Origin of the sequence: Caproiciproducens galactitolivorans, assembly GCF_029266045.1 — a bacterium.
Taxonomy (GTDB): Bacteria; Bacillota; Clostridia; order Oscillospirales; family Acutalibacteraceae; genus Caproiciproducens; species Caproiciproducens galactitolivorans.
The window spans coordinates 327937-348750 of the sequence record NZ_JAJUFJ010000001.1 but is presented as its reverse complement, the minus strand read 5'-3'; the positions used below and the strand labels follow the sequence as shown (position 1 = coordinate 348750).

Genomic DNA, 20814 nt, shown 5'->3' with positions numbered 1-20814 from the left:
GAGTATGACGCCACTTGAACTTGCGAAAAAGGCTGCAAAAATCCTAGATGACAAAAAAGCGATTGACCTGAAAATTATCAGTATTAAAGATATCTCCGTATTGGCTGATTATTTTGTACTGGCGACCGGAACAAGTAGCACCCACGTAAAATCCCTTGCGGACGAGATCGAGTTTCAGCTTAAACAGCTTGGCAAAAGCCCGGACCATGTCGAAGGCTACCGTTCCAATTCCTGGGTGCTTTTGGACTATGGCAGTGTTATCATTCATGTCTTTACGTCCGACGCACGTGAATTTTACAACCTTGACCGCTTGTGGCAGGATGGGGAAATCGTAGATATTTCCGATATTCAGAAATGATCGAAATGAACAGGAGCGAAAGTAAAAATGAAATACGACCATAAACCCATTGAGAAAAAGTGGCAGGAAAAATGGGAACAATCCGGTGTTTTCCATGCCTCCAACAACTCCGATAAACCAAAGTATTACGCGCTGGTCGAATTCCCCTATCCTTCCGGGCAGGGGCTGCATGTCGGCCATCCGCGTTCCTATACTGCTCTTGATATCATCGCGCGGAAACGCCGCATGCAGGGGTATAACGTCCTTTATCCGATCGGCTGGGACGCGTTTGGCCTGCCGACAGAAAATTTTGCAATTAAAAACCATGTGCACCCGGCGGAGGTAACGAAGAAAAATATTGCCCGCTTTAAGCAGCAGCTTCAATCCCTCGGCATTTCTTTTGACTGGTCACGTGAAATCAACACGACGGATCCCGAATATTATAAATGGACCCAGTGGATTTTCCTCCAGCTTTTTAAGCGCGGCCTTGCCTATAAGAAAGAAATGGCGGTCAACTGGTGCACTTCCTGCAAATGTGTGCTCGCCAATGAAGAAGTGGTCAACGGCGTTTGCGAGCGTTGCGGAAGCGAAGTGATCCGCAAGGTAAAGTCCCAGTGGATGCTTAAAATTACCGAATACGCCCAGCGCTTGATCGACGACCTTGACCTTGTTGATTATCCCGAACGCGTGAAAGCGCAGCAGATTAACTGGATCGGGCGTTCCACAGGCGCAGAGGTCGATTTCCGTACCACTACGGGCGACAAGCTTACGGTTTACACAACCCGGCCCGACACGCTTTACGGCGTGACCTACATGGTTGTTTCACCGGAGCATCCCATGCTTGAAAAGTGGGCGGACAAGCTCCGCAATATGGAGGAAATCCGGGCTTATCAGGCGGAGGCCGCCAGAAAATCCGATTTTGAACGCACCGAAGTGGCGAAGGACAAGACAGGTGTGCGCCTGGATGGCGTTTCGGCCATCAACCCGGTAACGGGGAGGGAAATTCCGATTTTCATTTCCGATTATGTCCTTGTTTCCTACGGAACGGGCGCGATTATGGCTGTTCCGGCTCACGATACCCGCGACTGGGAATTTGCGAAGAAATTCGGCCTTCCGATTATTGAGGTTGTAAAAGGCGGTGATGTGCAGAAGGAAGCCTTCACCGACTGCGCAACCGGGGTAATGGTGAATTCCGGTATCCTTGACGGCTTGACAGTGGAAGAAGCGAAGAAAAAGATTATCGAATATCTGACGGAAAAGGAAATCGGCCATTCGAAAGTGAATTTCAAGCTTCGTGACTGGGTGTTCTCCCGCCAGCGCTACTGGGGCGAACCGATTCCGATTGTTTACTGCGAAAAATGCGGGTATGTTCCGTTGCCGGAAAGCGAGCTTCCGCTGAAGCTTCCGGAAGTGAAATCCTACGAGCCAACCGATAACGGCGAATCGCCGCTTGCCTGCATGACGGATTGGGTAAATACGACTTGCCCGCACTGCGGCGGTAAGGCAAAGCGCGAAACGGACACCATGCCGCAGTGGGCCGGTTCATCTTGGTATTTCTTGCGCTATATGGATCCGCACAACAGCGAGGCGTTTGCCGGAAAGGACGCTTTAAAGTACTGGACGCCGGTTGACTGGTATAACGGCGGAATGGAACATACCACACTCCACCTACTTTACAGCCGTTTCTGGCATAAGTTCCTCTACGATATCGGCGAAGTTCCGACGCCGGAACCGTATGCGAAACGTACAAGCCATGGGATGATTCTGGGCGAAAATGGGGAAAAGATGAGCAAATCCCGCGGAAACGTTGTAAACCCGGACGAAATTGTGGACACCTACGGCGCGGATACCATGCGCCTCTATGAAATGTTTATCGGCGACTTTGAAAAAGCGGCGCCGTGGAGTTCTGCGGGAATTAAAGGCTGCCGCCGCTTTTTGGAGCGTTACTGGAATTTGCAGAACATACTTACCGATGAAAAGGGCGTGCGCAAAAGCCTGGAAATCGCTTTCAATAAGACGATCAAAAAAGTCGGCGAAGATATCGAAGCCCTGAAATTTAATACCGCGATCGCAGCGCTGATGGCTTTGATGAATGATATTTCTGACGCAGGTTCCATTACTTCGGATGAACTGAAGATTTATACCATCCTTTTGAATCCCTTTGCCCCGCATGTAACGGAGGAAATTTGGGAAACGTTGCAGCTCGGGAGCGGAATGGTTTGCCAGCAGGAGTGGTCGAAGTACGATGAGGCAAAATGCGTAGAAGACACCATTGAGATTGCTGTTCAGGTGAATGGCAAGGTGCGTGCGCACTTGAGTGTTGCGGCAGACATCGAGAAAGACGCGGCTCTTTCTGCGGCAAAGGCAGAAGAAAAAATCGCCGCAGAAATTAGCGGCAAAAAGATTGTTAAGGAAATTTATGTTCCGGGCAAATTGGTTAATATCGTAGCAAAATAAATGAAGAAATAAAAAAATCGACACCGGTTAAAAGCCGGTGCCGATTTTATTATGTCCGTTTTCAAGTTCCTAAAAGCAATTTCTTGCAATGCCCCAACAATAAAATTGCCGCCGGCGAAAAGACGCCGCGGCGCATAGGTAAGACTTTTGATAGATTATTATTCCGATAGATCCCCGTGTTTCTGTTTGATAAGTGCATTAATACGGTCAATAAGCATATGGAGCGCAACGAGATTCTGTCCGCCGCGGGGAATGATGATATCCGCTTTCTTTTTATAGGGTTCAACAAATTGCTCATGCATGGGCTTTACGGTCTTTATGTATTGTGTAATAACAGAATCAAGGGTTCTTCCGCGTGTTTTGACGTCGCGGGAGAGACGCCGGATCAGACGGATGTCGGCATCCGTATCGACAAACACTTTGATATCCATTAAATCGAGCAGGTCCTTGTTTTCAAAAATCAAGATACCCTCAACGATAATTACTTCCGCCGGTTCCACATGTACGGTCTCGTTCGTGCGAGTGTACGTAACAAAAGAATATTGCGGATGGTCAATTGGTTTTCCGTTTTTCAGCTTTTTGATGTCTTCAACCAGCAATTCGGTTTCAAAAGCATCGGGATGGTCATAATTCATTTTTATACGCTGCTCATATGGAATATCCGTGTTGGCACGATAATAGAAATCATGCGATAAGATAATGACATTACCGGCGATTCCCTGCTTGAGCTTTGTTGCGAGCGTCGTTTTTCCGGAACCGGTGCCGCCCGCAACACCGATTACTAAGGGTGAATATTCCATAGCTGCCTCCCGAATTATATGTTCATAAAATATTTATAATTAAAAACTTTATCACAAAAACCGAAAATCATGATTCTTCTGCGAATATTTGCCGCAGAGATAAAGACTTTTCAAAACCCCGTTTAACAAGTATTGAAAAGCCTTTTTTACTGCTAACTTTCATAGTCTTCAATAATGCTGTTGAGACGGTCGGTATCCGTAACTTTTATCCCTTCCTTTAAGAGCTTGCGATCCGCTTCCGGAAGGGAGGATACATCCACCTGTATTTCCTCATAGGGCTTGCTTTCATCGTTAAAAAATATGCCGATATGCCCCTTGTATTCTTTAACAATATATACGTCGCTCTTGCTTGTCATGGTTATAATTTCGCTGCTTCCTTGACTTGATGGCGCTTTTGGGGTAGAATTATCTAATATATCTGAGCTTGACGTCACAGGTGTACCAGATATATGGTTCTGTGAAAAAACGATTGCCAGTCCAGCAATCATTATAATAACAGCGCACAGCAGCACAATCCAGTTCTTTTTCAAATGGATCACCTCTTAGGTATTATTTGAAAAATATGGAAATCTATTCACTTCTTAGTTATATTTAAGAAATTTTTCCCGAAAAGGTGGGGCCGATGAGAAAAACCGATATTAATAAGTACGCTGGTTCACACGGAAGCGGCGCATCGAAATCAATCGGCAGAATCGTTTCCAAAAGCCTTCTTACAATTTTCACCATAGTATTCATTACCGGCCTGATTGTTTCCATTTCGCTTTTTTCATTTATTTTCAGCTTGAAAAATGAAACGATGGATTATGATCTGCGTAAATTGCAACTGAACTATACCAGTTTTATTTATGTAAACGGCCCGGGTGACGACAGCGCTCATCCGGTGCAGTATCAGAGCCTTTACAGCAACGAAAACCGTGTATGGGTGAACTATGACAAGATTCCGAAGGCGATGAAGGATGCGATTGTTGCCATTGAGGACAAGCGTTTCTGGGAGCATAGAGGTGTCGACTGGAAACGAACCTTAGGCGCAGTTACAACCCTGTTTTCAAAAGGGAGCAGCTACGGCGGCTCCACCATTACCCAGCAACTTATCAAAAACGTTACCGGGGATAAGGACGTGAGCCTTACCCGTAAGGTTAAGGAAATTTTCCGCGCGCTGAATCTGGAAAAGAAGTATTCGAAAGAGGAAATCCTCACCGCTTATCTGAATATTGTTAATTTCGGAAGCGGCTGCAACGGAGTGCAGTCCGCAGCGAATCTGTATTTTGGAAAGAATATTCAGGACTGTGATATTGCGGAATGTGCTGCGATAGCCGGCATTACGCAAAATCCGTCCAAATATTCACCGCTTGTTCACCCGGAACTGAATAAAGAGCGTCAGCAGACGGTATTAAAAGAAATGCACGATCAGGGACAGATTACCGATACGGAATACCAGACGGCTATGAAAAAATCGGAGCATATGACGTTTGTAGGAAAGAAATCCGAGAATGTCGTGAATAATGTCCCGATCTGGAACTGGTATGTCGACACCCTGTTTGAAGACGTAAAAGAGGCCTTGATGGAGCATTACAACTGTTCCAGCGAAAAGGCGGTGGACATGCTGTATCATGACGGATTAAAGATTTACGCTGCAATGGATCCGGATATGCAGGCGGCTGCGGAGGAAGTTCTAAAATCCGATAATGTTTTTGGCAGCGATAAAAAGCTTCAGGCCGGTTATATCGCGATGGATTATAACGGGCGGGTGTTGGCTGCCATTGGTTCGAGGGGCGAAAAGAAGAGCAACCGCCTTCTTAACCTTGCAACAACCTCCAAAAGGCAGCCCGGTTCTACCATTAAGCCTTTGGCTGTTTACAGCCCGGCGATCGAATCGGGAAAATATACCTTTTCCTCCTTGGTGAATGACAGTCCGCTACCGAACTGGTTCAGTGACGGCAGGCCCGGCCCAAAAAACTGGGGCCCGGGCAATACCAGCGGAAAATACTGGGGAAAAATACCTTTGACGTGGGCGTTGGAACGCTCCCTGAATGCTTCTGCCGCTCAGATCGGGTCTGCGATTACGCCAAATGTCAGCTATAATTTTTTGAGGGACAAATTATCCTTTACAAGCCTTGTCCCTGCCGATAACGACCGTGCGCCAATGGCCGTAGGCGGTCTCAGCGAAGGTGTGACCGTGCGCGAAATGACGTCGGGATTTGCAATGTTTGGAAACGGTGGGAAATACTATAAGCCTTATACCTTTTATCATGTGGATGACCATGACGGAAACGTCATCCTTGATAATCGGGGGCAAATTCCCACGCAGGCAATTCGTTCAACAACCGCTTCGATTATGCATCGGCTTTTAAATAATGTTGTAACCGGTGCGCACGGTACCGGGCGCGGGGCGGCAATCAGCGGCTGGGAAGTTTTTGGAAAGACCGGTACTACCAATGACGAAAAAGACAGTTGGTTTATCGGCGGCACACCCTATGCGGTAGCTGGTATCTGGACAGGCTATCTGACGCCTAAGCATCTTACAAATACGACCTATGCAGTATCGACATGGAAAAAGATTATGTCGAAATATTTGCAGAATAAGCCCAAAGTGAAATTTACCTATGATCCCAATGTCGTGTCCGCTTATTTCTGCACGAAAACCGGTTTGCTTGCAAATCCTCATTCGGATGGGGATACACAGCTTGGGTGGTATGACAAGAATAATATGCCTGCAACTTGTGATGGTGTCCATGCGGGAGTCGGTTCTGCATATACATCACTTTCGAATGAATCAAGTTCCAATGGCGAACAGGAAAATCTGTCCGATCCCGGCGACGATTCAGTTCCTCCGGAAGGATCACAAAATTCTGTTCCGAATGAGGACTCTCGAGCGTCCTCCCCGCCTAATTCCCGTAAGGAGCAGCAAACGCAGAATGAACGTACCACGCATTCAATTGTTCCGGCTGGATAAAATTTCTGACAAACTTATGCGGATGCCTTCTTTAAGGCATCTGCATTTCGTTTAATTTGCAAGTTGAATGTTGCGCTAATTCATGGTAAACTGTTAAAGTGCTTATTACAATTTTTAAATTTAAGTGGAAATAACAGGAGGTGCTACATATGGTAAAAATAGCAGTAATGGGGTATGGCGTAGTTGGCTCCGGTGTGGTGGAAGTATTGACCAATCACTCGGAAAATATTGCAAGACGAGCGAAAGAAGAAATCAGCATTAAATATATACTGGACTTGCGGGATTTCCCCGGAAGCCCGTTTGGAAGTAAATTTACAAAATCTTTTGAGACCATTCTTAATGATCCCGAGGTTAAGATTGTGGTAGAAGTGATGGGCGGACTCCATCCTTCCTTTGAATATGTGAAAGCCTGTCTAGAAGCGGGGAAGAGCGTTGTTACCTCGAATAAAGAGCTTGTTGCTGCAAAAGGTGCCGAGCTACTGAAAATTGCACAGAAAAACAACCTGAACTTCCTGTTTGAAGCAAGCGTCGGCGGCGGTATTCCGATTATCCGGCCGATCAGCCAATGCCTTGCTGCAAATGATGTAGTGGAAATTGCAGGTATTCTGAACGGTACGACCAATTTTATACTGACGAAAATGATCCGCGAACAGATGACCTTTGAGGACGCTTTGGCTCTGGCGCAAAAGCTTGGCTATGCGGAGCGCAATCCCGCTGCGGATATCGAGGGTTCCGACGCCTGCCGCAAAATTTGTATCCTTGCTTCCCTGGCGTATGGGAAGCACGTTTACCCGGAGCAGGTGCACACGGAGGGCATTACCAAAATCGCGCTGGCAGATGTGGAATATGCAGCGGCGTGGGGCGGTGTGGTCAAGCTGATCGGGCAGGTTCGCGCGTTGGAAAATGGAAAACTGCAAATTATTGTTTGCCCGATGTTTATTCCAAGGGAAAGCCAGCTTGCTACGGTGGACGACGTATTTAACGGCATAATGGTGCGCGGAGACTCCACCGGCGACGTTGTGTTTTATGGCAAGGGAGCCGGCAAGCTTCCGACTGCAAGCGCTGTCGTAGCGGATGTTATTGACTGCGTGAAGCATTTTAAGGCAAGAAAATATCTGTATTGGGAGGACGGTTCCGAGGATTATGTTGAGGATTACCGCCTCAATGTAATTTCCATGTATGTTCGTGCGAAAACCGAAGACGAAGCGGTCGCTCTGAAAAATGTCAAGCAGATTTTCGGCGAAGTCACGCGGCTTTCACGTAAAAACGCGGAAAACGGGGAATTTGCGTTTGTAACCAACAGCATGAAGGAAGAAGAAATCCTGACAAAGCTGGAAAAATTGAAATCAATGGGAATTTGTGTGGAGAATACAATCCGCATAGGAAACTTATAAATTCAAATATAGGATGTTGATGAAATGATAAGAATTCAAGTGCCGGCAACCAGCGCAAATCTTGGTTCCGGATTTGACTCGCTGGGAATAGCTTTGAATTTATATAATCAGGTTTGGATGGAAGAATCCGATACCATTGATATTTCCAGCAAGGATACTATTGAAATACCAACCGATGACAGCAATCTGATTTACTGGGCGGCAAAACAGGTTTACGAAAAATGCGGGAGGAAACTTCCCGGACTCAAAATCGTACAGTTGAATAATATTCCGATGGCGCGCGGCCTTGGAAGCAGCTCGGCATGTATTGTTGCGGGCATTCTGGGCGCGAACCGCCTTTTGGGAAGCCCTCTTTCGCAACAGGAACTGATCAACCTAGCCGCTGCAATCGAGGGGCATCCGGACAACACGACCCCCGCTATTGAAGGCGGGCTTGCCGCCTCGGCTATGGAAGCGGGCAGGGTTTACAGCGTAAGTGTTCCTGTTTCGGAAAAAATCCGGTTTGCGATTTTTATTCCACCCTTTGAATTGAAAACAGAAAAAGCACGCTCCGTTCTTCCGCAGGAGTATTCGCGGAGCGACGCGGTATACAATCTTTCCCGATCCGCGCTCATGGCGGCCTCTCTGTTTTCCGGAAAGCTTGAAAACCTGCGTGTAGCGGTTCAGGATAAAATCCACCAGCCCTACAGGGCAAGCCTGATCGACCATTTGGACGACGTTTTTCGCCTGAGCTACGAACTCGGTTCGCTGGGAACCTACGTCAGCGGGGCGGGGCCCACCATTGTTTCGATGATTGATGCGGCGGATACAGATGTATTTGCGAAATATGCGGCAAACCATCTGGAGGAAAAGGGGATTACCGGCTGGCAGATTAAGGTATTGGCCACCGATTCCGACGGAGCGCAGATATCCATTGAATAATTCTTAATTGATATGGGAGATGGAACCTAATGAGTCTAATAGTACAGAAATTTGGCGGCACTTCCGTTGCAAATGCCGAGCGGCTATATAATGTGGCGGATATTGTTACAAAGACCTATTCACAGGGGAACAACGTGATTGTGGTTGTCTCCGCTCAGGGCGACACAACGGACGATTTAATTGAAAAGGCAAACGAGATTAATCCCAATGCATCAAAGCGAGAAATGGATATGCTACTGACTTCAGGCGAACAGATTTCGGCTTCCCTTTTGGCGATGGCGATTGAAAAGCTGGGATATCCGGTTGTGTCGCTTTTGGGATGGCAGGCTGGTTTTTATACCAGTTCGGCATATGGCAGCGCAAGGATTAAACGCGTAGTGCCGGATCGTATTCAAAAGGAACTTGATAAGAGAAATATTGTGGTTGTAACAGGATTCCAGGGCATTAACCGCTATAATGATATGACGACGCTGGGGCGCGGTGGTTCGGACACCAGCGCGGTTGCAATCGCAGCGGTAATGAAAGCGGATCTATGTCAGATTTATACGGATGTGGAAGGAGTTTTTACAGCCGATCCTCGTAAAGTGAAAAATGCAAGAAAGCTTGATCATATTTCATACGACGAAATGCTGGAGCTGGCGACGCTTGGAGCGCAGGTGCTTAATAATCGTTCCGTTGAAATGGCAAAGAAATACGGTATCCAGCTTGAAGTTCTTTCCAGTTTGACAAAAAAACCAGGCACAATCGTTAAGGAGGCAACAAAAGTGGAAAAAATGCTTATCAGCGGTATCGCAAAGGACGACGACGTCGCCCGTGTTTCAATTATTGGTGTTCCGGATCGTCCGGGCCTCGCTTTCAAAATTTTCTCAAAACTCTCTGCGAAAAATATTAATGTCGATATTATTCTTCAATCCGTGGGCAGAAACGGTACAAAAGATATCAGCTTTACGGTCAGCCAGGCAAACCTGAAAGAAACCATCGACATCCTCAACCCGTATGTGGAACTCATCGGCGCGAACAGTGTGGTATACGATGAAAATGTGGCCAAGGTCTCCATTGTCGGCGCAGGAATGGAAACGCATCCCGGCACAGCCGCCGAAATGTTTGAAGCGCTGTATGAGGCCAATATCAATATTCAGATGATTGCGACGAGTGAAATTAAGATTTCTGTTTTGATTGACCGCTGCGATGCAGACAAGGCTGTTACGGCGGTTCACAACAAATTCTTCAGCGAAGCAATCGATGTTTGATTACCTGTAAATGACGAATGGCATGTAAGGGAATTTCATGAACTGAGATTCTTTTGCATGCTTTTTTTCGTTTGTTTTTGCAGCTTCTCAAAACGTCCTGTCAGGAATATTTTAAGGAAACAAATACGCTTTTCAAGTAGTTAAAAACAACCTACCGCCCTGTCACAGGGTGGTAGGTTGGGCAGAAGAAAGAGTTTAATTTCATTTTCTGCTGCAAAGAAGCCTTTCAATGATGTCTTCCAGTAAGCGCAAGTCATCATTGTTGAGATTATCTAGCAAACCAAGAATCCGTTTTAATGCCCTTGCGCTTTCCACGCCGCAGCCCTTGCTTTCACAATTATTGCTGCTGGCAGCGGCAATATCGGAAGAGTTTGTATAACAGGTTAGACTCATATGGGACATTCCTTTCATGTGTGATGTCCCATAGTATGACCATGGATTTGAAACTGTCAATATCGTGCATTGGAATGTCAAGTAGTAAAAAACAGCAGCTCAAGCCGCAGGCAAAAGCCGCGAAAGCACAAATTCTGTAATCGTTTTGCAAATGTAATACTGGAAATGAAAAACCGCCCATTGCTGGGCGGTTTTCTCAAAAGTGATTTCATTGTGCAGGATTATTACCTGCACGGTGACGCGTGTGAATGGAATGATTCAACTATAAACAAGGAATGTGAAGATTATGTGAACAAACGTGTGACAATTTATGGAAATTTTTCTGCAGGAAGGCTCCGTAATCCGCTAAACAGCAGAATACGAAGCCCTTATCATTAGAACCAACAGCAACGGCACCGGTTTTGGCATCCCCGTCGATTGCAGCAGCCGAACCAACGGCGGCAGTTAAAGAACCCACAGCATCCGGATTGACCAAACCAGCCGCAGTACCTGCACCATCCGCAGCGGCGGCAACGATTCCAACACATATCTTTTATCACCTCCTGTTGAAAATAAAGGGGTAATACATGATATGTGTGGAAGAGGGAGCTTGTCAATTTGAGAGATTAGACTTGATATTAACTCATTATTGCCAAAGAGCCCGCTGCCAAGAGCCACCGCAAAGCGCGTATACCGCAGTTTAAACCCGGCTTCATTATTTTGTTTCGAAACAGAACGTCACGGGCGGTTTTATTTAAAATACTGAAATAAAAAAATACGCTGATATTCTATACGGCTTAATAATATATTTACTACAAAGGCAGGTGTTGGATACGTGTACATTACAATTGGGAAAAAACAAATAGCAATTGTGTTGGTGTGCTTTGTCCTACTTTTGGCAGTGGTGATAAGGTTTAACCGTCCGCAGACGACGGCTACCGTGGAAACCTTAGCTGCGAATACGAACTGGGGGCTTGGTTATAGCGAAAATGGAAAACAGCCTACGGGGAATGCTTCGTCCGATTTTTTGAAGCAATATAACGCATATTTTGTAGGTTCGGCAGACAAAAAAGTGATCTATCTGACATTTGACGCCGGCTATGAAGCCGGGTATACGCCGGCAATTTTGGACGTTCTGAAAAAGCACAACGTGAAGTCGGCCTTTTTTGTCGTGGGAAATTATCTCAATACAAGCCCGGATTTGGTGAAACGGATGATTGCGGAGGGCCATATTGTAGGGAATCATACCAATACGCATCCGGATATGTCGAAAATATCGGATATGGAGGCGTTTAAAAAGGAAATATCCGCCGTGGAAATCAAATTCAAGGAAATTATCGGAAAGGATATGCAGAAATATTATCGGCCTCCCCAAGGGAAATACAGCGTTGATAATTTGAAGCAAGCCAATAAACTTGGGTATAAAACGATCTTCTGGAGCCTTGCCTATGTGGATTGGTACAGGGATAAGCAGCCTACAAAGGAGCAGGCCTTTAATAAGCTTCTACCGCGGATTCATCCGGGCGCGGTTGTGCTGCTTCATAGCACGTCCAAAACCAATTCGGAAATCTTGGATGAGTTGCTTTCCAAGTGGGAAGCGATGGGGTATACCTTTGGAACCTTGCACGAACTGGCCGGGTGATAAAGCCGGAAAGCACCGGCACGGAAATCCGGGCGAGTGCCTTGTATTGTAAAATATGGAATTGTAAATTATAATGGTAATCAATAAAAAGGAGTGGGGAAAATGGCCAGAATCATGGATATACGCAAATGTGACCGGGAAATTCGGATGAACAGCAGAACGGTTATGGATGTTCAGTACAATGATGAATATTTCTCAATGTGGGTATATAAAGCGGGGCAGGAGCGCGGCTTGGATCTTTGTCCGCTCAGTATTCAGTTGGATGCTGAAATTGCCGGACGCCTTGTAAACTATCTCAATCAGTTTTTAAAAAATAAAAATTAACCAATTTTAATTGTTACATACTTTCCGCGCAGCAGCAAATAATGTTTATTAGACTTTATGGAAAGCGGGCGTAAAGAATGATAAACATTATTTTGTGCGGCAAATTGATCGACACAGCTGTTTCATGCACTCTGCTTCCCACATTGGAAAGATATGGCGGCGCTCAGTATTTCAGTGAAAAAAGCCTGAAAAAGTATGGGGGCGAAGGGATAAAATACCTTGTATATGATTGCGAAAAACTTCCGCAGATTGAGCTTGGAAAGGGAATTATTCTATTTAAAAACAGCTTTATTTCCTCGGAAAAAATGAATATTCCGAACGGCTTCTTATGTATTCTTGAAATGAAAAATTCCCATGCTGCGGAGATCCTGAACGGAACGCAAGCCGCGGCGATCACTTGCGGCACAAGCGCAAAAGACACCCTGAGTATTGCGGGTCTGGATGAGGTGAGCGCTACTTTAAGCCTTCAGAGAAGTGTTCCGACAATTGACGGAAAGATTCTGGAGCCGCATGATTTTACAGTAAAGCTGCTGTCAAAGTTAAGCCCGACGAGAATCCTGGCCGTATGTGCGGCATTGCTTCTTTCCGGCGAGGACTCGACAGTAGGATATGTCATTTAATTTTCAAAATATTTACACTCATAAATGCTTTTACGGTACACAAAATAGGAATGCAAACGCAAGACAGAAAAAAATTTGAAATTAATTAAATGAACTAAGGAGTGTTTTGATTATGTCTTCCAGAAGTAATAGGAATGTTGTTCCTGAAGCACGAGAAGCCCTTGATAAGTTTAAGATGGAAGCCGCTTCCGAAGTGGGCGTTAACTTAAAGCAGGGTTATAACGGCGATCTGACTTCTAAAGAGGCTGGATCTGTCGGTGGCCAGATGGTCAAAAATATGATTAAAAGCTACGAACAGAATATGAAGTAAATTTTCTAAAAATAAGCGTCACGCCCAAAAGCGTGGCGCTTTGTTTTATTTGTTCTATATTATTTATACTTGACAGTAATGCCCCAAAGCCCGATTAAATCCGCCGCTTGGAACATATTGATTATGGCTCCCTTTAATTCAACGGGAGGGGTGGATACGATTGGCGCGGCAAACTCATTTTCGGTAAAGTCCATTGCTGCCAGCATTGTTTTGAAGAAGTTATTCTTAACAAATTTCGATTGATTTGCAGTAAATTTTTTTAGATTGCATTCCGCCATAGACGATTCGGTAAAATCAATATGGTCGAATGAAACTTCTGTTAATTTGGCTTTGTTAAAGTTAGAATATTGCACTTTTGATTTTTCAAGAACCGTCTGTTTCAGAATTGTTTCGTTCATATTAATTCCAATGCATTTACAGGAAACAAACCGGCATCGTTCAAAATAGGCTCCCGTAAATCTGCTGTTGGACAGGTCGCAATTTTGGAATACAACGTCGACAAAGCTTGCATTTTCAAAATCACAATTGCGCAAGGCGCAGTTTTCTAAAACGCAATTCTGCATTTCTATTTTATAAAAATCAGCAGTTTCCAACTGCTCTTTCGAACATTTTATGCCGGAAATCACGGATTCTTCTAACAGGAAATCTCGGACGTAAGCAGAAAAATCACGAATGGGAACAAGCTCTTTTGTTATTTGCGGATTTATATTCATTTTGATATTCCTTTTGTTTTTTGTTTTGAAATACTTTCATAGAAAAACAGTTACCAATATTTCCTACAATCAAGTATACAATACCTTTCCGGTATTATCAAGTTAATCTAAATCAGAAAAATATTTATAAAAAAATAGGGAGCAAATTTTCTATCTGCTCCCAAATGAGATTTTTTTACCCCGTTTGTTAATCGAATTGCCTCTTAATGCCTTTTGCCATATAATCCGCCATCATTAAGGCTTGGTCTTCGATAATGTCATACAACGCGATATCTTTCGCATATTGGCCCATAAGCCGGTTAGTTGCTTCATCCTCCGTCAGCTTCAAGTGTTCGTGCAGCATGATCTTCCATTGGTTTTCCGACCAGTACGGGTTGATATTTGCTAAGAATCTGGCAATTTGATCTGCATTCGAATACCATTTTCTTCTTTCTTCGTTGGCCGTTTCCGAATCGCCGGCTTTTGCGGACTTCACCAGTCTGCTGGCTATTAGAAGATGATCCGTCAAAAGCTTTTCAAACCTTCTTGCTTTTTCTTCGCCATAATGAGGTTTTAAAGCATTATAAAAATCGGTGGGATTCCGTAAAAGCCTTTTTGTAACGTATTGCAGATCCCCTAAATCCGCCGCAGTACTGATAATAAATGATCTTGTCCATTGAATATGATCTTGCCATAATTTTCGAAAAAGATTTGTAAATTCGCAGTTATCGTTCATATACTTTGTCCCCTTTATGGTATTATACTGGTACTATATTATGCAGTTCGTATGTTTTGATCGACTGTGATTGCAAAAACCGGACTGGCATTTGGTGATAAAAAAGCAGAGGTTTAACCCTCTGCAACAATATTTTCCAGGCATTTAATTAAATCCTGAATGGTATATAGCTTGACGTCCCGTTTTAAAATTTCGTTTTTTAAGTCGATTGATAAGGATTCAAACTTGCTGCGAAGTTTTGGATCAATATAGGACATAAAATCACCTCTTGAATAGATTGCCCAGCCCGCGTGGTTTCATACCGTTTGGCAAATCAAAAAGCGGGACGTTTCCGTTCCGCTTTGTTTAATATTCGCGAGGAGGCCTTGGCTGAATTGGGGGACGGTGAGGCCTTGGTGGGGGAGGAGCCCCAGGCGGATAAGGATGCCTTGGCGGGCAGGTCAATCCGTGCTTTCTGCACCTGAAATTTAAAAAGTCCGGCCAATGTGGATGGAAAAACTTTATAGGATTTTATTCACTACTTTTTCGTAATTGCTAAAGGACACAACATTGAGAGCAATTCTCATTAAGATGAATGCTGCAGGCTGATTAAATACAGTAATCGTAAAGCATGAACATTTTCATCCATCTTGGCTCGGTAATAGGCGTTTTTCAATGTGTCGTTTTGGGTGGTCAGCAGATACTGTTCACCATATTTGCGGAAATCCCCGCTTTCATCCAATACCCTGTCCCTTAAAATATCATAATAAGGATTTTTCAATACAATCGGTTGAACGATGGGGTTATAGCTCCTCCCTGTCATAGCGCGATAGATCCGTTTGAATTCGTCCGCATGGGATTGCTCGTCTTCTGAAAATTCTATCAGGAGCTGACGATCCGTTTCGCTTGGTGCTATTTTAGCAAGCTCTTTATATAGTGTTGCATCGTTTTCTTCCGCGTTAATATATGTTTGCAGTTTTTGAATTACAGACATTTCCATAATGAAATCCTCCTTCCATGCCCGCTTTTACAGTATATGTGCCGCAGAGTAAATGTGTTATTGAGATAGATCTTAGAAATTTTTTATTTTTTTACAAAAGCACTTGAAATGTTCTTAAAAATATGATATTATAACAAAGCTGTTTCAAAACAGTCACGAGTACACGGGGTATTAGCTCAGCTGGGAGAGCGCTACACTGGCAGTGTAGAGGTCAGCGGTTCGATCCCGCTATGCTCCACCAATGCAAGATTAACGCGAATCAGTTCGTCGTAAAGATGGATCGGTTTGCGTTAATCATTATCAGGCCGCATAAAGAACGGTATGTTAAAATAGCCTTATGTAAGCAATTCCAACGCTTGCATAAGGCTATACGTTTTAATGAATAGTAGTCTGAAAGCAACATGCTATTTTTGATTCTGGGAACTTTGTAAAATGCCATCTTTATAGCTGTTGCTCTGATGGAGTATGCGAAGGACACGAGCAAAGCCGGTCATGCCACACAGGTGGCAACGGAGAAATAGTTTTTAATATTTGAAAGGTATCCCTTTCGGAGCAAAGCGCCGAAAGGGATACCTTTTCTTTGTAACAAGCCATTTATTATTGTGGCTGAACGAACATAAAAATGAAGGTGAGGATGTCTTTTTTAAAATAGATGTATAATGCGAAGAGATCAAAATATTGTATTCAATATTACAAATTAGTAACATAATATTACAAATGATAACAAAAAGTTTATGTTTTGTGCTTTAATATACAAGGTTCATCAATTATATCGACTTAAACTTTATCGATTAGTGATTTGGAGGGTAGGGCGTTGTCCTTTGTCTCAATCGGTTTTCTCGTTTTACTTTTTGTTACAGTATTCGTATATTATGAAATTCCACACCAGTATCAATGGGCTTGTTTGCTTGTGGCCAGTTACGTCTTTTATTTTTTTTCCGGTCCGGTGTACGCCATATTCTTAATTGCCTCTACTGTGGTGACCTATAGTAGTGGGCTGCTGATCGGACGGGTAAACAGCGGAACAGGAAATCCTAAATATAAGAAGTTGATTGTTGCACTCAGTTTGTTGTTCAATATTGGAATTTTGGTGGCTTTTAAATATGCGGATTTCTTACGTAAGACATACTCCCACCTGCTAGCTCTGTTCGGGTTTAGTGTTGCTACCGAAGCGGTTCATTTGATTTTACCGGTCGGGATATCCTTCTATACGTTTCAGTCACTGAGTTATACAATCGATGTCTACCGCGGTGATGTGGAGCCCGAAGCCCATCTTGGCAAATACGCCTTGTTTGTTTCTTTTTTCCCGACTTTAATCTCGGGGCCAATCCAAAAATCAAAGGATTTTTTAAAAAAGATCGATGAGGATCATCCCTTTGACTATATTGGTGTCAAAAAGGGCGTCCTTCGCATGCTGTGGGGATATTTTGAGAAAATGGTAGTAGCGGACCGTCTGGCAATTCTGGTCAATACGGTATATGAAAATCCGGCTAAATACCATGGATTGGAATCTGTTTTGGCCAGCCTTTTTTATACGTTTCAGATTTACAGCGATTTTTCCGGCTATTCCAATATTGCAATTGGTGCGGCGGAAATGATGGGATTCCATTTGGCGGAAAACTTTAATTGCCCGTATTTTGCAAAGTCGATTCAGGAGTTTTGGCGCAGATGGCATATTTCCCTGAGCACGTGGTTCCGCGATTACCTTTATTTTCCCCTTGGCGGGAGCCGGTGCTCGAAGTTTCGCCGCTGCCTGAATGTGCTGATTGTGTTCACGGTCTGCGGTTTCTGGCACGGCGTGTCCCTTACGTTCCTGTTTTGGGGACTGCTTCATGGAATCTACCAGGACATCGGTCTATTGCTGAAGCCGCATAAAGAGCGTGCGCAGGAAGCGCTGAGGATCAACAAACATTCTTTCGCATATCGTATCGCACAGATAGCCATCACCTTTCTGCTCGTCAATTTTGCATGGATTTTCTTCCGTGCGGATACCATGGAGAATGCCTTTTTGCTAATCGGAAATATGTTCCAGTTTGACCCGGTCGTACTTTGGAACGGAGCACTCTTCCAACTTGGATTGACGGAGCCGGAGTTTATTGCGGCGATTCTGGGTGTAGCGATCGTCCTGTTGGTGGATATTCTGAAAAAACGGATCGATTTGAGGATGGCTTTCATGCGTAAAAACGTTGTTGTGCGTTGGACAGCTTATTTGGCTGCGGTGCTTATTCTTGTGTTGTTCGGGGTGTACGGGTCGGAATATAGTGCACAAAATTTTATCTATTTTCAGTTTTAATGGGGTATGTGCTTTGAAAAGATTCATACGAAAAGGTATCCTTTTTCTGGTTTTGCTGTTTACTATCTTCGGCTTGATCAGCCCTGTTTTTGTGTACAAAACGCAGCATATGGGTAAGCTGAAAGAAGGACTTTATTTGTCCGATGACCAGTATGATGTTGTTTTTATGGGCTCAAGCCATATGAACGGAGGCATGGATCCCAACGTGCTTTGGAAACAGCATGGAATTACCAGCTTTAATTATGCCACCGGCGGTCAGCCGATTAACGTTACATATTACTTGTTGAAAGATGTCCTGAAAAAACATCAGCACCCGATTGTGGTTCTGGATGTTTTTTACCTTGGAATGACGAATCAATATGGGGAACGGGGGTTGGTGAGCAATGCGATTGACAATATGAAATTCTCGTTTAACAAGCTGGACGCCATTTGGAACTGCACTCCCCCGGAAGACCGGATTTCGTATCTTTTTCCCGTCTTAAAATATCATTTTCGGTGGTCGTCGCTGGAGTGGAAGGATTTTGGTTTCGATTGTTCTTCTGTTTATTATACTAAGGGGTTTGTGGCCGGTACGGATAAATACGGGAAGCCGATTTCAAAATGGGAAGATACGGACAGCCGGATTGACATTCCTCAAAAGTCTTTGGAATATCTGAATAAGATTATCGAACTTTCCAAAACGGAAGACTTTCAGCTGATACTGGTGAATATGCCTTGCGATTACAGCGGACCGAATCAGCAAAGCGGCTGGATCAATGACTGCGAGGCGCTGTTTAATACAGTGGCAGACTATGCAGAAAGCAATCAGATTCCTTTTCTGGACCTGTATGATCTGGCTGAAGATATCGGTATTGACTTTGCCAACGATATGAACAATTCCGGCCATCTGAATCTTTGGGGAGCCTATAAGGTCGGCACTTATTTCGGTGATTACCTGGCGCAAAACTATGATTTGACCGATCACCGCTCCGACAGCGCTTATGCCCAGTGGAATGAAGATTACAAGTATTCGCAGGTCGCTACTATTCTGAAAAAATAAGCGCCCGTTTTCGGACAGGCCGCTTATTACCTACTGCTTTACGAACGATCCCGGTCGCCAAGCGCCGCCGGATCATTCGTATTTGAAATGCTTCGCTCTACCGAAGAAAAGTTCAGACAAGTATTTTCTCTGGCGGAAACAAGAAGGGTTGGATCGCTGATTCTTTACTGCTAGTCCAGCGCCCTCCAAATGAGCGAATACCCCTAGCCTGTTGAAACGGCAACAAAAATCCCGAAAACCGTTCGGTTTTCGGGATTTTTTCGTTATATGCCTACAATTTTACAGATAAATTATGTTCACGGCGATGAACATTTGGCAATTTCGGATTATCGCTCTGCTTTGTGGAATCCGGACCGGGGAGATGCCGTTTCCACAATTGCAGCAGTTCGTGATTTGCCTGATTGTTTTTCTGGTTTGCCGTGTTTGAAACAAACAGGTTTCCATAGATTGCAGGGAATTCCCCACAGATGTCCATTCCTACCACCCTGTGGCTTTCGGCAACCGCGCAGAAAGCCTCCGAAAACTGGTGGAGCTCCATGATACCTTGATTCCAGTTTGTCCATGCCGCGTTTTTGCTGAATACGTCCTTATCAACAGAGAAGTAGACCGGATAAAGAATGGCCTGTTCCAGTTCTCTAACCCAATTTGTGCCCCCGGAAATCGTGCCTCCGGGGAAAAGCGTTATCTTCTTTGAATTTGGCAGTTCAGCCAATTCGGCGTCGTTCACGCCCACCAAAACGATCTGTTTCAGATGTGGCAGATGTTCCGCAGCCTGCCGTAACCAGTTTCCGCAGGAAAGAAGGTTGCCGAAGGCAGGGCGCTTCATGTCGCTGTGATGGTCGCACAAAACAAGTGCAAAATCTTCCCGGATCTTTTCCGCCAGAAAAAAAGTTATATAGTGGTAGTTCCCGGAACCGAGAAAGGCAAGTACCGGCCGGCCTATGTCTTTGATACGCTCGCGCAATTGATTTCGCGCTTGCGGATCGCAATATGTACAGACTCCGGGCATATGTTTTTTATGAATCCATCGGCATTTTTCCCGGCTGTAGAAATTTTGCGTCCGATAGACCCCGTCGAAGTCAAACAGCAATATGGTGCTTTCCATTCCTGATCAGGCCTCCAAACAAAAGCGCCGGGAAGCATATCGGAGGGACCGACGATATGCTTCCCGGCATTGCGGTGTAATTTGACCAATGTTTGCATTGAACATGTGGGTCGGCCGAAACTTCCTTCGGATATCCCGGACGAAAAGTCCCCACCAGCCCGTCCTATAACCAATTGGATATCCCTGTACAAAACACCCGGCATTTCGGCCTTGAAGATGATTCCATGTTGGGCTAACTGCAACATGCCCTCGAAAAGTTCTCGTGTGAAAGGGCTATCCGAAAGCAGAACAGTTGCTTCCCATTACATCGGGTTTCAAAGCAATCATAGGCAACAACTCCTTGCTTTCTATTTGATTATATATCCAGAGGATAGCACTCACAGCCCACAAGTGCTAACTTTCTATTATTTTATATAGCACTGCTTTTTAAAAATGTCAATACCTTTTTTCATGGAGTTGTTTCAGAAAAATTTTGCCTGCAAATCATTTTTATAAATTGTATTGAAGAAATCGTGAGTTTTTAAGAGGTTTATTGGGATAATTTAACATAATAGCTCTATTTCAAGAATATTAGCCAAATTTCAATATTG

At 44.5% G+C, this 20814-nt stretch carries 20 protein-coding genes and 1 tRNA gene; 13 read left to right on the top strand and 8 right to left on the bottom strand.

Annotated elements, in window-relative coordinates:
• Positions 1-4: 4 nt before the first annotated feature.
• Together rsfS and leuS are read left to right on the top strand one after the other, a co-directional pair.
• Positions 5-358, top strand: a complete 354-nt coding sequence (gene rsfS, locus P9B68_RS01680) for a ribosome silencing factor (RefSeq protein WP_135657204.1) — start codon at positions 5-7, stop codon at positions 356-358.
• 27 nt (positions 359-385) lie between these two features.
• Positions 386-2794: a leucine--tRNA ligase gene (gene leuS, locus P9B68_RS01675; protein WP_135657206.1), complete on the top strand. Its 2409-nt coding sequence runs from the start codon at positions 386-388 to the stop codon at positions 2792-2794.
• A 158-nt stretch (positions 2795-2952) separates the two neighbouring features.
• On the opposite strand, the gene udk is transcribed toward leuS, so the two are convergent.
• Both udk and P9B68_RS01665 read right to left on the bottom strand, forming a co-directional pair.
• The gene (udk, locus tag P9B68_RS01670) at positions 2953-3594 is read right to left on the bottom strand and encodes a uridine kinase (RefSeq protein ID WP_135657209.1); all 642 of its coding nucleotides are present in this window, start codon (positions 3592-3594) and stop codon (positions 2953-2955) included.
• 152 nt (positions 3595-3746) lie between these two features.
• Positions 3747-4124, bottom strand: a complete 378-nt coding sequence (locus P9B68_RS01665) for a BofC C-terminal domain-containing protein (protein ID WP_135657212.1) — start codon at positions 4122-4124, stop codon at positions 3747-3749.
• A gap of 92 nt (positions 4125-4216) precedes the next feature.
• On the opposite strand from P9B68_RS01665, the gene P9B68_RS01660 reads away from it, so the two are divergent.
• From P9B68_RS01660 to P9B68_RS01645, 4 genes are all read left to right on the top strand, one after another.
• Entirely contained in the window at positions 4217-6547 is a 2331-nt protein-coding gene (locus P9B68_RS01660; protein ID WP_135657214.1) for a transglycosylase domain-containing protein, read from the top strand.
• A gap of 149 nt (positions 6548-6696) precedes the next feature.
• Complete coding sequence (locus tag P9B68_RS01655; RefSeq protein WP_135657216.1) at positions 6697-7941, top strand: homoserine dehydrogenase; 1245 nt, start codon at positions 6697-6699, stop codon at positions 7939-7941.
• Positions 7942-7965: 24 nt separating this feature from the next.
• Positions 7966-8862 (top strand): homoserine kinase, encoded by an 897-nt coding sequence (gene thrB / locus P9B68_RS01650; RefSeq protein ID WP_135657218.1) that lies wholly within the window; start codon positions 7966-7968, stop codon positions 8860-8862.
• Between the two features lie 29 nt (positions 8863-8891).
• The gene (locus P9B68_RS01645) at positions 8892-10112 is read left to right on the top strand and encodes an aspartate kinase (RefSeq protein ID WP_135657220.1); all 1221 of its coding nucleotides are present in this window, start codon (positions 8892-8894) and stop codon (positions 10110-10112) included.
• Positions 10113-10313: 201 nt separating this feature from the next.
• On the opposite strand, the gene P9B68_RS01640 is transcribed toward P9B68_RS01645, so the two are convergent.
• The gene (locus P9B68_RS01640) at positions 10314-10505 is read right to left on the bottom strand and encodes a hypothetical protein (protein WP_243112905.1); all 192 of its coding nucleotides are present in this window, start codon (positions 10503-10505) and stop codon (positions 10314-10316) included.
• A gap of 814 nt (positions 10506-11319) precedes the next feature.
• Between P9B68_RS01640 and pdaA the strand changes: the two genes are divergently transcribed.
• The 4 genes from pdaA to P9B68_RS01620 all read left to right on the top strand — a co-directional run bounded on the left by pdaA (position 11320) and on the right by P9B68_RS01620 (position 13380).
• Positions 11320-12126, top strand: coding sequence for a delta-lactam-biosynthetic de-N-acetylase (gene pdaA / locus P9B68_RS01635; protein WP_407932246.1), 807 nt, complete (start codon positions 11320-11322; stop codon positions 12124-12126).
• Between the two features lie 102 nt (positions 12127-12228).
• Positions 12229-12450, top strand: a complete 222-nt coding sequence (locus P9B68_RS01630) for a hypothetical protein (protein ID WP_277668339.1) — start codon at positions 12229-12231, stop codon at positions 12448-12450.
• A 77-nt stretch (positions 12451-12527) separates the two neighbouring features.
• Complete coding sequence (locus tag P9B68_RS01625) at positions 12528-13070, top strand: hypothetical protein (protein ID WP_135657229.1); 543 nt, start codon at positions 12528-12530, stop codon at positions 13068-13070.
• Positions 13071-13182: 112 nt separating this feature from the next.
• Complete coding sequence (locus P9B68_RS01620) at positions 13183-13380, top strand: alpha/beta-type small acid-soluble spore protein (protein WP_135657231.1); 198 nt, start codon at positions 13183-13185, stop codon at positions 13378-13380.
• 59 nt (positions 13381-13439) lie between these two features.
• Here P9B68_RS01620 and P9B68_RS01615 read toward each other — a convergent pair whose 3' ends face one another.
• The 4 genes from P9B68_RS01615 to P9B68_RS01600 all read right to left on the bottom strand — a co-directional run bounded on the left by P9B68_RS01615 (position 13440) and on the right by P9B68_RS01600 (position 15787).
• The gene (locus P9B68_RS01615; RefSeq protein WP_135657233.1) at positions 13440-14093 is read right to left on the bottom strand and encodes a pentapeptide repeat-containing protein; all 654 of its coding nucleotides are present in this window, start codon (positions 14091-14093) and stop codon (positions 13440-13442) included.
• A 187-nt stretch (positions 14094-14280) separates the two neighbouring features.
• The gene (locus tag P9B68_RS01610) at positions 14281-14808 is read right to left on the bottom strand and encodes an acetylglutamate kinase (RefSeq protein WP_135657235.1); all 528 of its coding nucleotides are present in this window, start codon (positions 14806-14808) and stop codon (positions 14281-14283) included.
• A 113-nt stretch (positions 14809-14921) separates the two neighbouring features.
• Entirely contained in the window at positions 14922-15065 is a 144-nt protein-coding gene (locus tag P9B68_RS01605) for a hypothetical protein (RefSeq protein ID WP_167875134.1), read from the bottom strand.
• A gap of 308 nt (positions 15066-15373) precedes the next feature.
• Positions 15374-15787: a ferritin family protein gene (locus P9B68_RS01600; RefSeq protein ID WP_135657237.1), complete on the bottom strand. Its 414-nt coding sequence runs from the start codon at positions 15785-15787 to the stop codon at positions 15374-15376.
• Between the two features lie 165 nt (positions 15788-15952).
• Between P9B68_RS01600 and P9B68_RS01595 the strand changes: the two genes are divergently transcribed.
• From P9B68_RS01595 to P9B68_RS01585, 3 genes are all read left to right on the top strand, one after another.
• A tRNA-Ala gene (locus P9B68_RS01595) sits at positions 15953-16028 on the top strand.
• Positions 16029-16601: 573 nt separating this feature from the next.
• Entirely contained in the window at positions 16602-18080 is a 1479-nt protein-coding gene (locus tag P9B68_RS01590; RefSeq protein ID WP_277668338.1) for an MBOAT family O-acyltransferase, read from the top strand.
• 13 nt (positions 18081-18093) lie between these two features.
• Positions 18094-19119: a hypothetical protein gene (locus P9B68_RS01585; protein ID WP_135657239.1), complete on the top strand. Its 1026-nt coding sequence runs from the start codon at positions 18094-18096 to the stop codon at positions 19117-19119.
• Positions 19120-19390: 271 nt separating this feature from the next.
• Here the strand turns inward: P9B68_RS01585 and P9B68_RS01580 are convergent, their stop codons facing one another.
• Positions 19391-20224 carry an arginase family protein gene (locus P9B68_RS01580; RefSeq protein WP_277668337.1) on the bottom strand — a complete coding sequence of 278 codons (834 nt, stop codon included), beginning with the start codon at positions 20222-20224 and terminating at the stop codon, positions 19391-19393.
• Between the last annotated feature and the right edge of the window lie 590 nt (positions 20225-20814).

Coding starts and splice junctions, on each gene's coding strand:
- P9B68_RS01580 (WP_277668337.1), bottom strand. CDS start 20,224: ATGGAAAGCACCATATTGCTGTTTGACTTCGACGGGGTCTATCGGACG.
- P9B68_RS01605 (WP_167875134.1), bottom strand. CDS start 15,065: ATGTCCTATATTGATCCAAAACTTCGCAGCAAGTTTGAATCCTTATCA.
- P9B68_RS01655 (WP_135657216.1), top strand. CDS start 6,697: ATGGTAAAAATAGCAGTAATGGGGTATGGCGTAGTTGGCTCCGGTGTG.
- P9B68_RS01625 (WP_135657229.1), top strand. CDS start 12,528: ATGATAAACATTATTTTGTGCGGCAAATTGATCGACACAGCTGTTTCA.
- leuS (WP_135657206.1), top strand. CDS start 386: ATGAAATACGACCATAAACCCATTGAGAAAAAGTGGCAGGAAAAATGG.
- P9B68_RS01660 (WP_135657214.1), top strand. CDS start 4,217: ATGAGAAAAACCGATATTAATAAGTACGCTGGTTCACACGGAAGCGGC.
- P9B68_RS01600 (WP_135657237.1), bottom strand. CDS start 15,787: ATGGAAATGTCTGTAATTCAAAAACTGCAAACATATATTAACGCGGAA.
- P9B68_RS01630 (WP_277668339.1), top strand. CDS start 12,229: ATGGCCAGAATCATGGATATACGCAAATGTGACCGGGAAATTCGGATG.
- rsfS (WP_135657204.1), top strand. CDS start 5: ATGACGCCACTTGAACTTGCGAAAAAGGCTGCAAAAATCCTAGATGAC.
- P9B68_RS01620 (WP_135657231.1), top strand. CDS start 13,183: ATGTCTTCCAGAAGTAATAGGAATGTTGTTCCTGAAGCACGAGAAGCC.
- thrB (WP_135657218.1), top strand. CDS start 7,966: ATGATAAGAATTCAAGTGCCGGCAACCAGCGCAAATCTTGGTTCCGGA.
- P9B68_RS01645 (WP_135657220.1), top strand. CDS start 8,892: ATGAGTCTAATAGTACAGAAATTTGGCGGCACTTCCGTTGCAAATGCC.
- P9B68_RS01610 (WP_135657235.1), bottom strand. CDS start 14,808: ATGAACGATAACTGCGAATTTACAAATCTTTTTCGAAAATTATGGCAA.
- udk (WP_135657209.1), bottom strand. CDS start 3,594: ATGGAATATTCACCCTTAGTAATCGGTGTTGCGGGCGGCACCGGTTCC.
- P9B68_RS01615 (WP_135657233.1), bottom strand. CDS start 14,093: ATGAATATAAATCCGCAAATAACAAAAGAGCTTGTTCCCATTCGTGAT.
- P9B68_RS01640 (WP_243112905.1), bottom strand. CDS start 10,505: ATGAGTCTAACCTGTTATACAAACTCTTCCGATATTGCCGCTGCCAGC.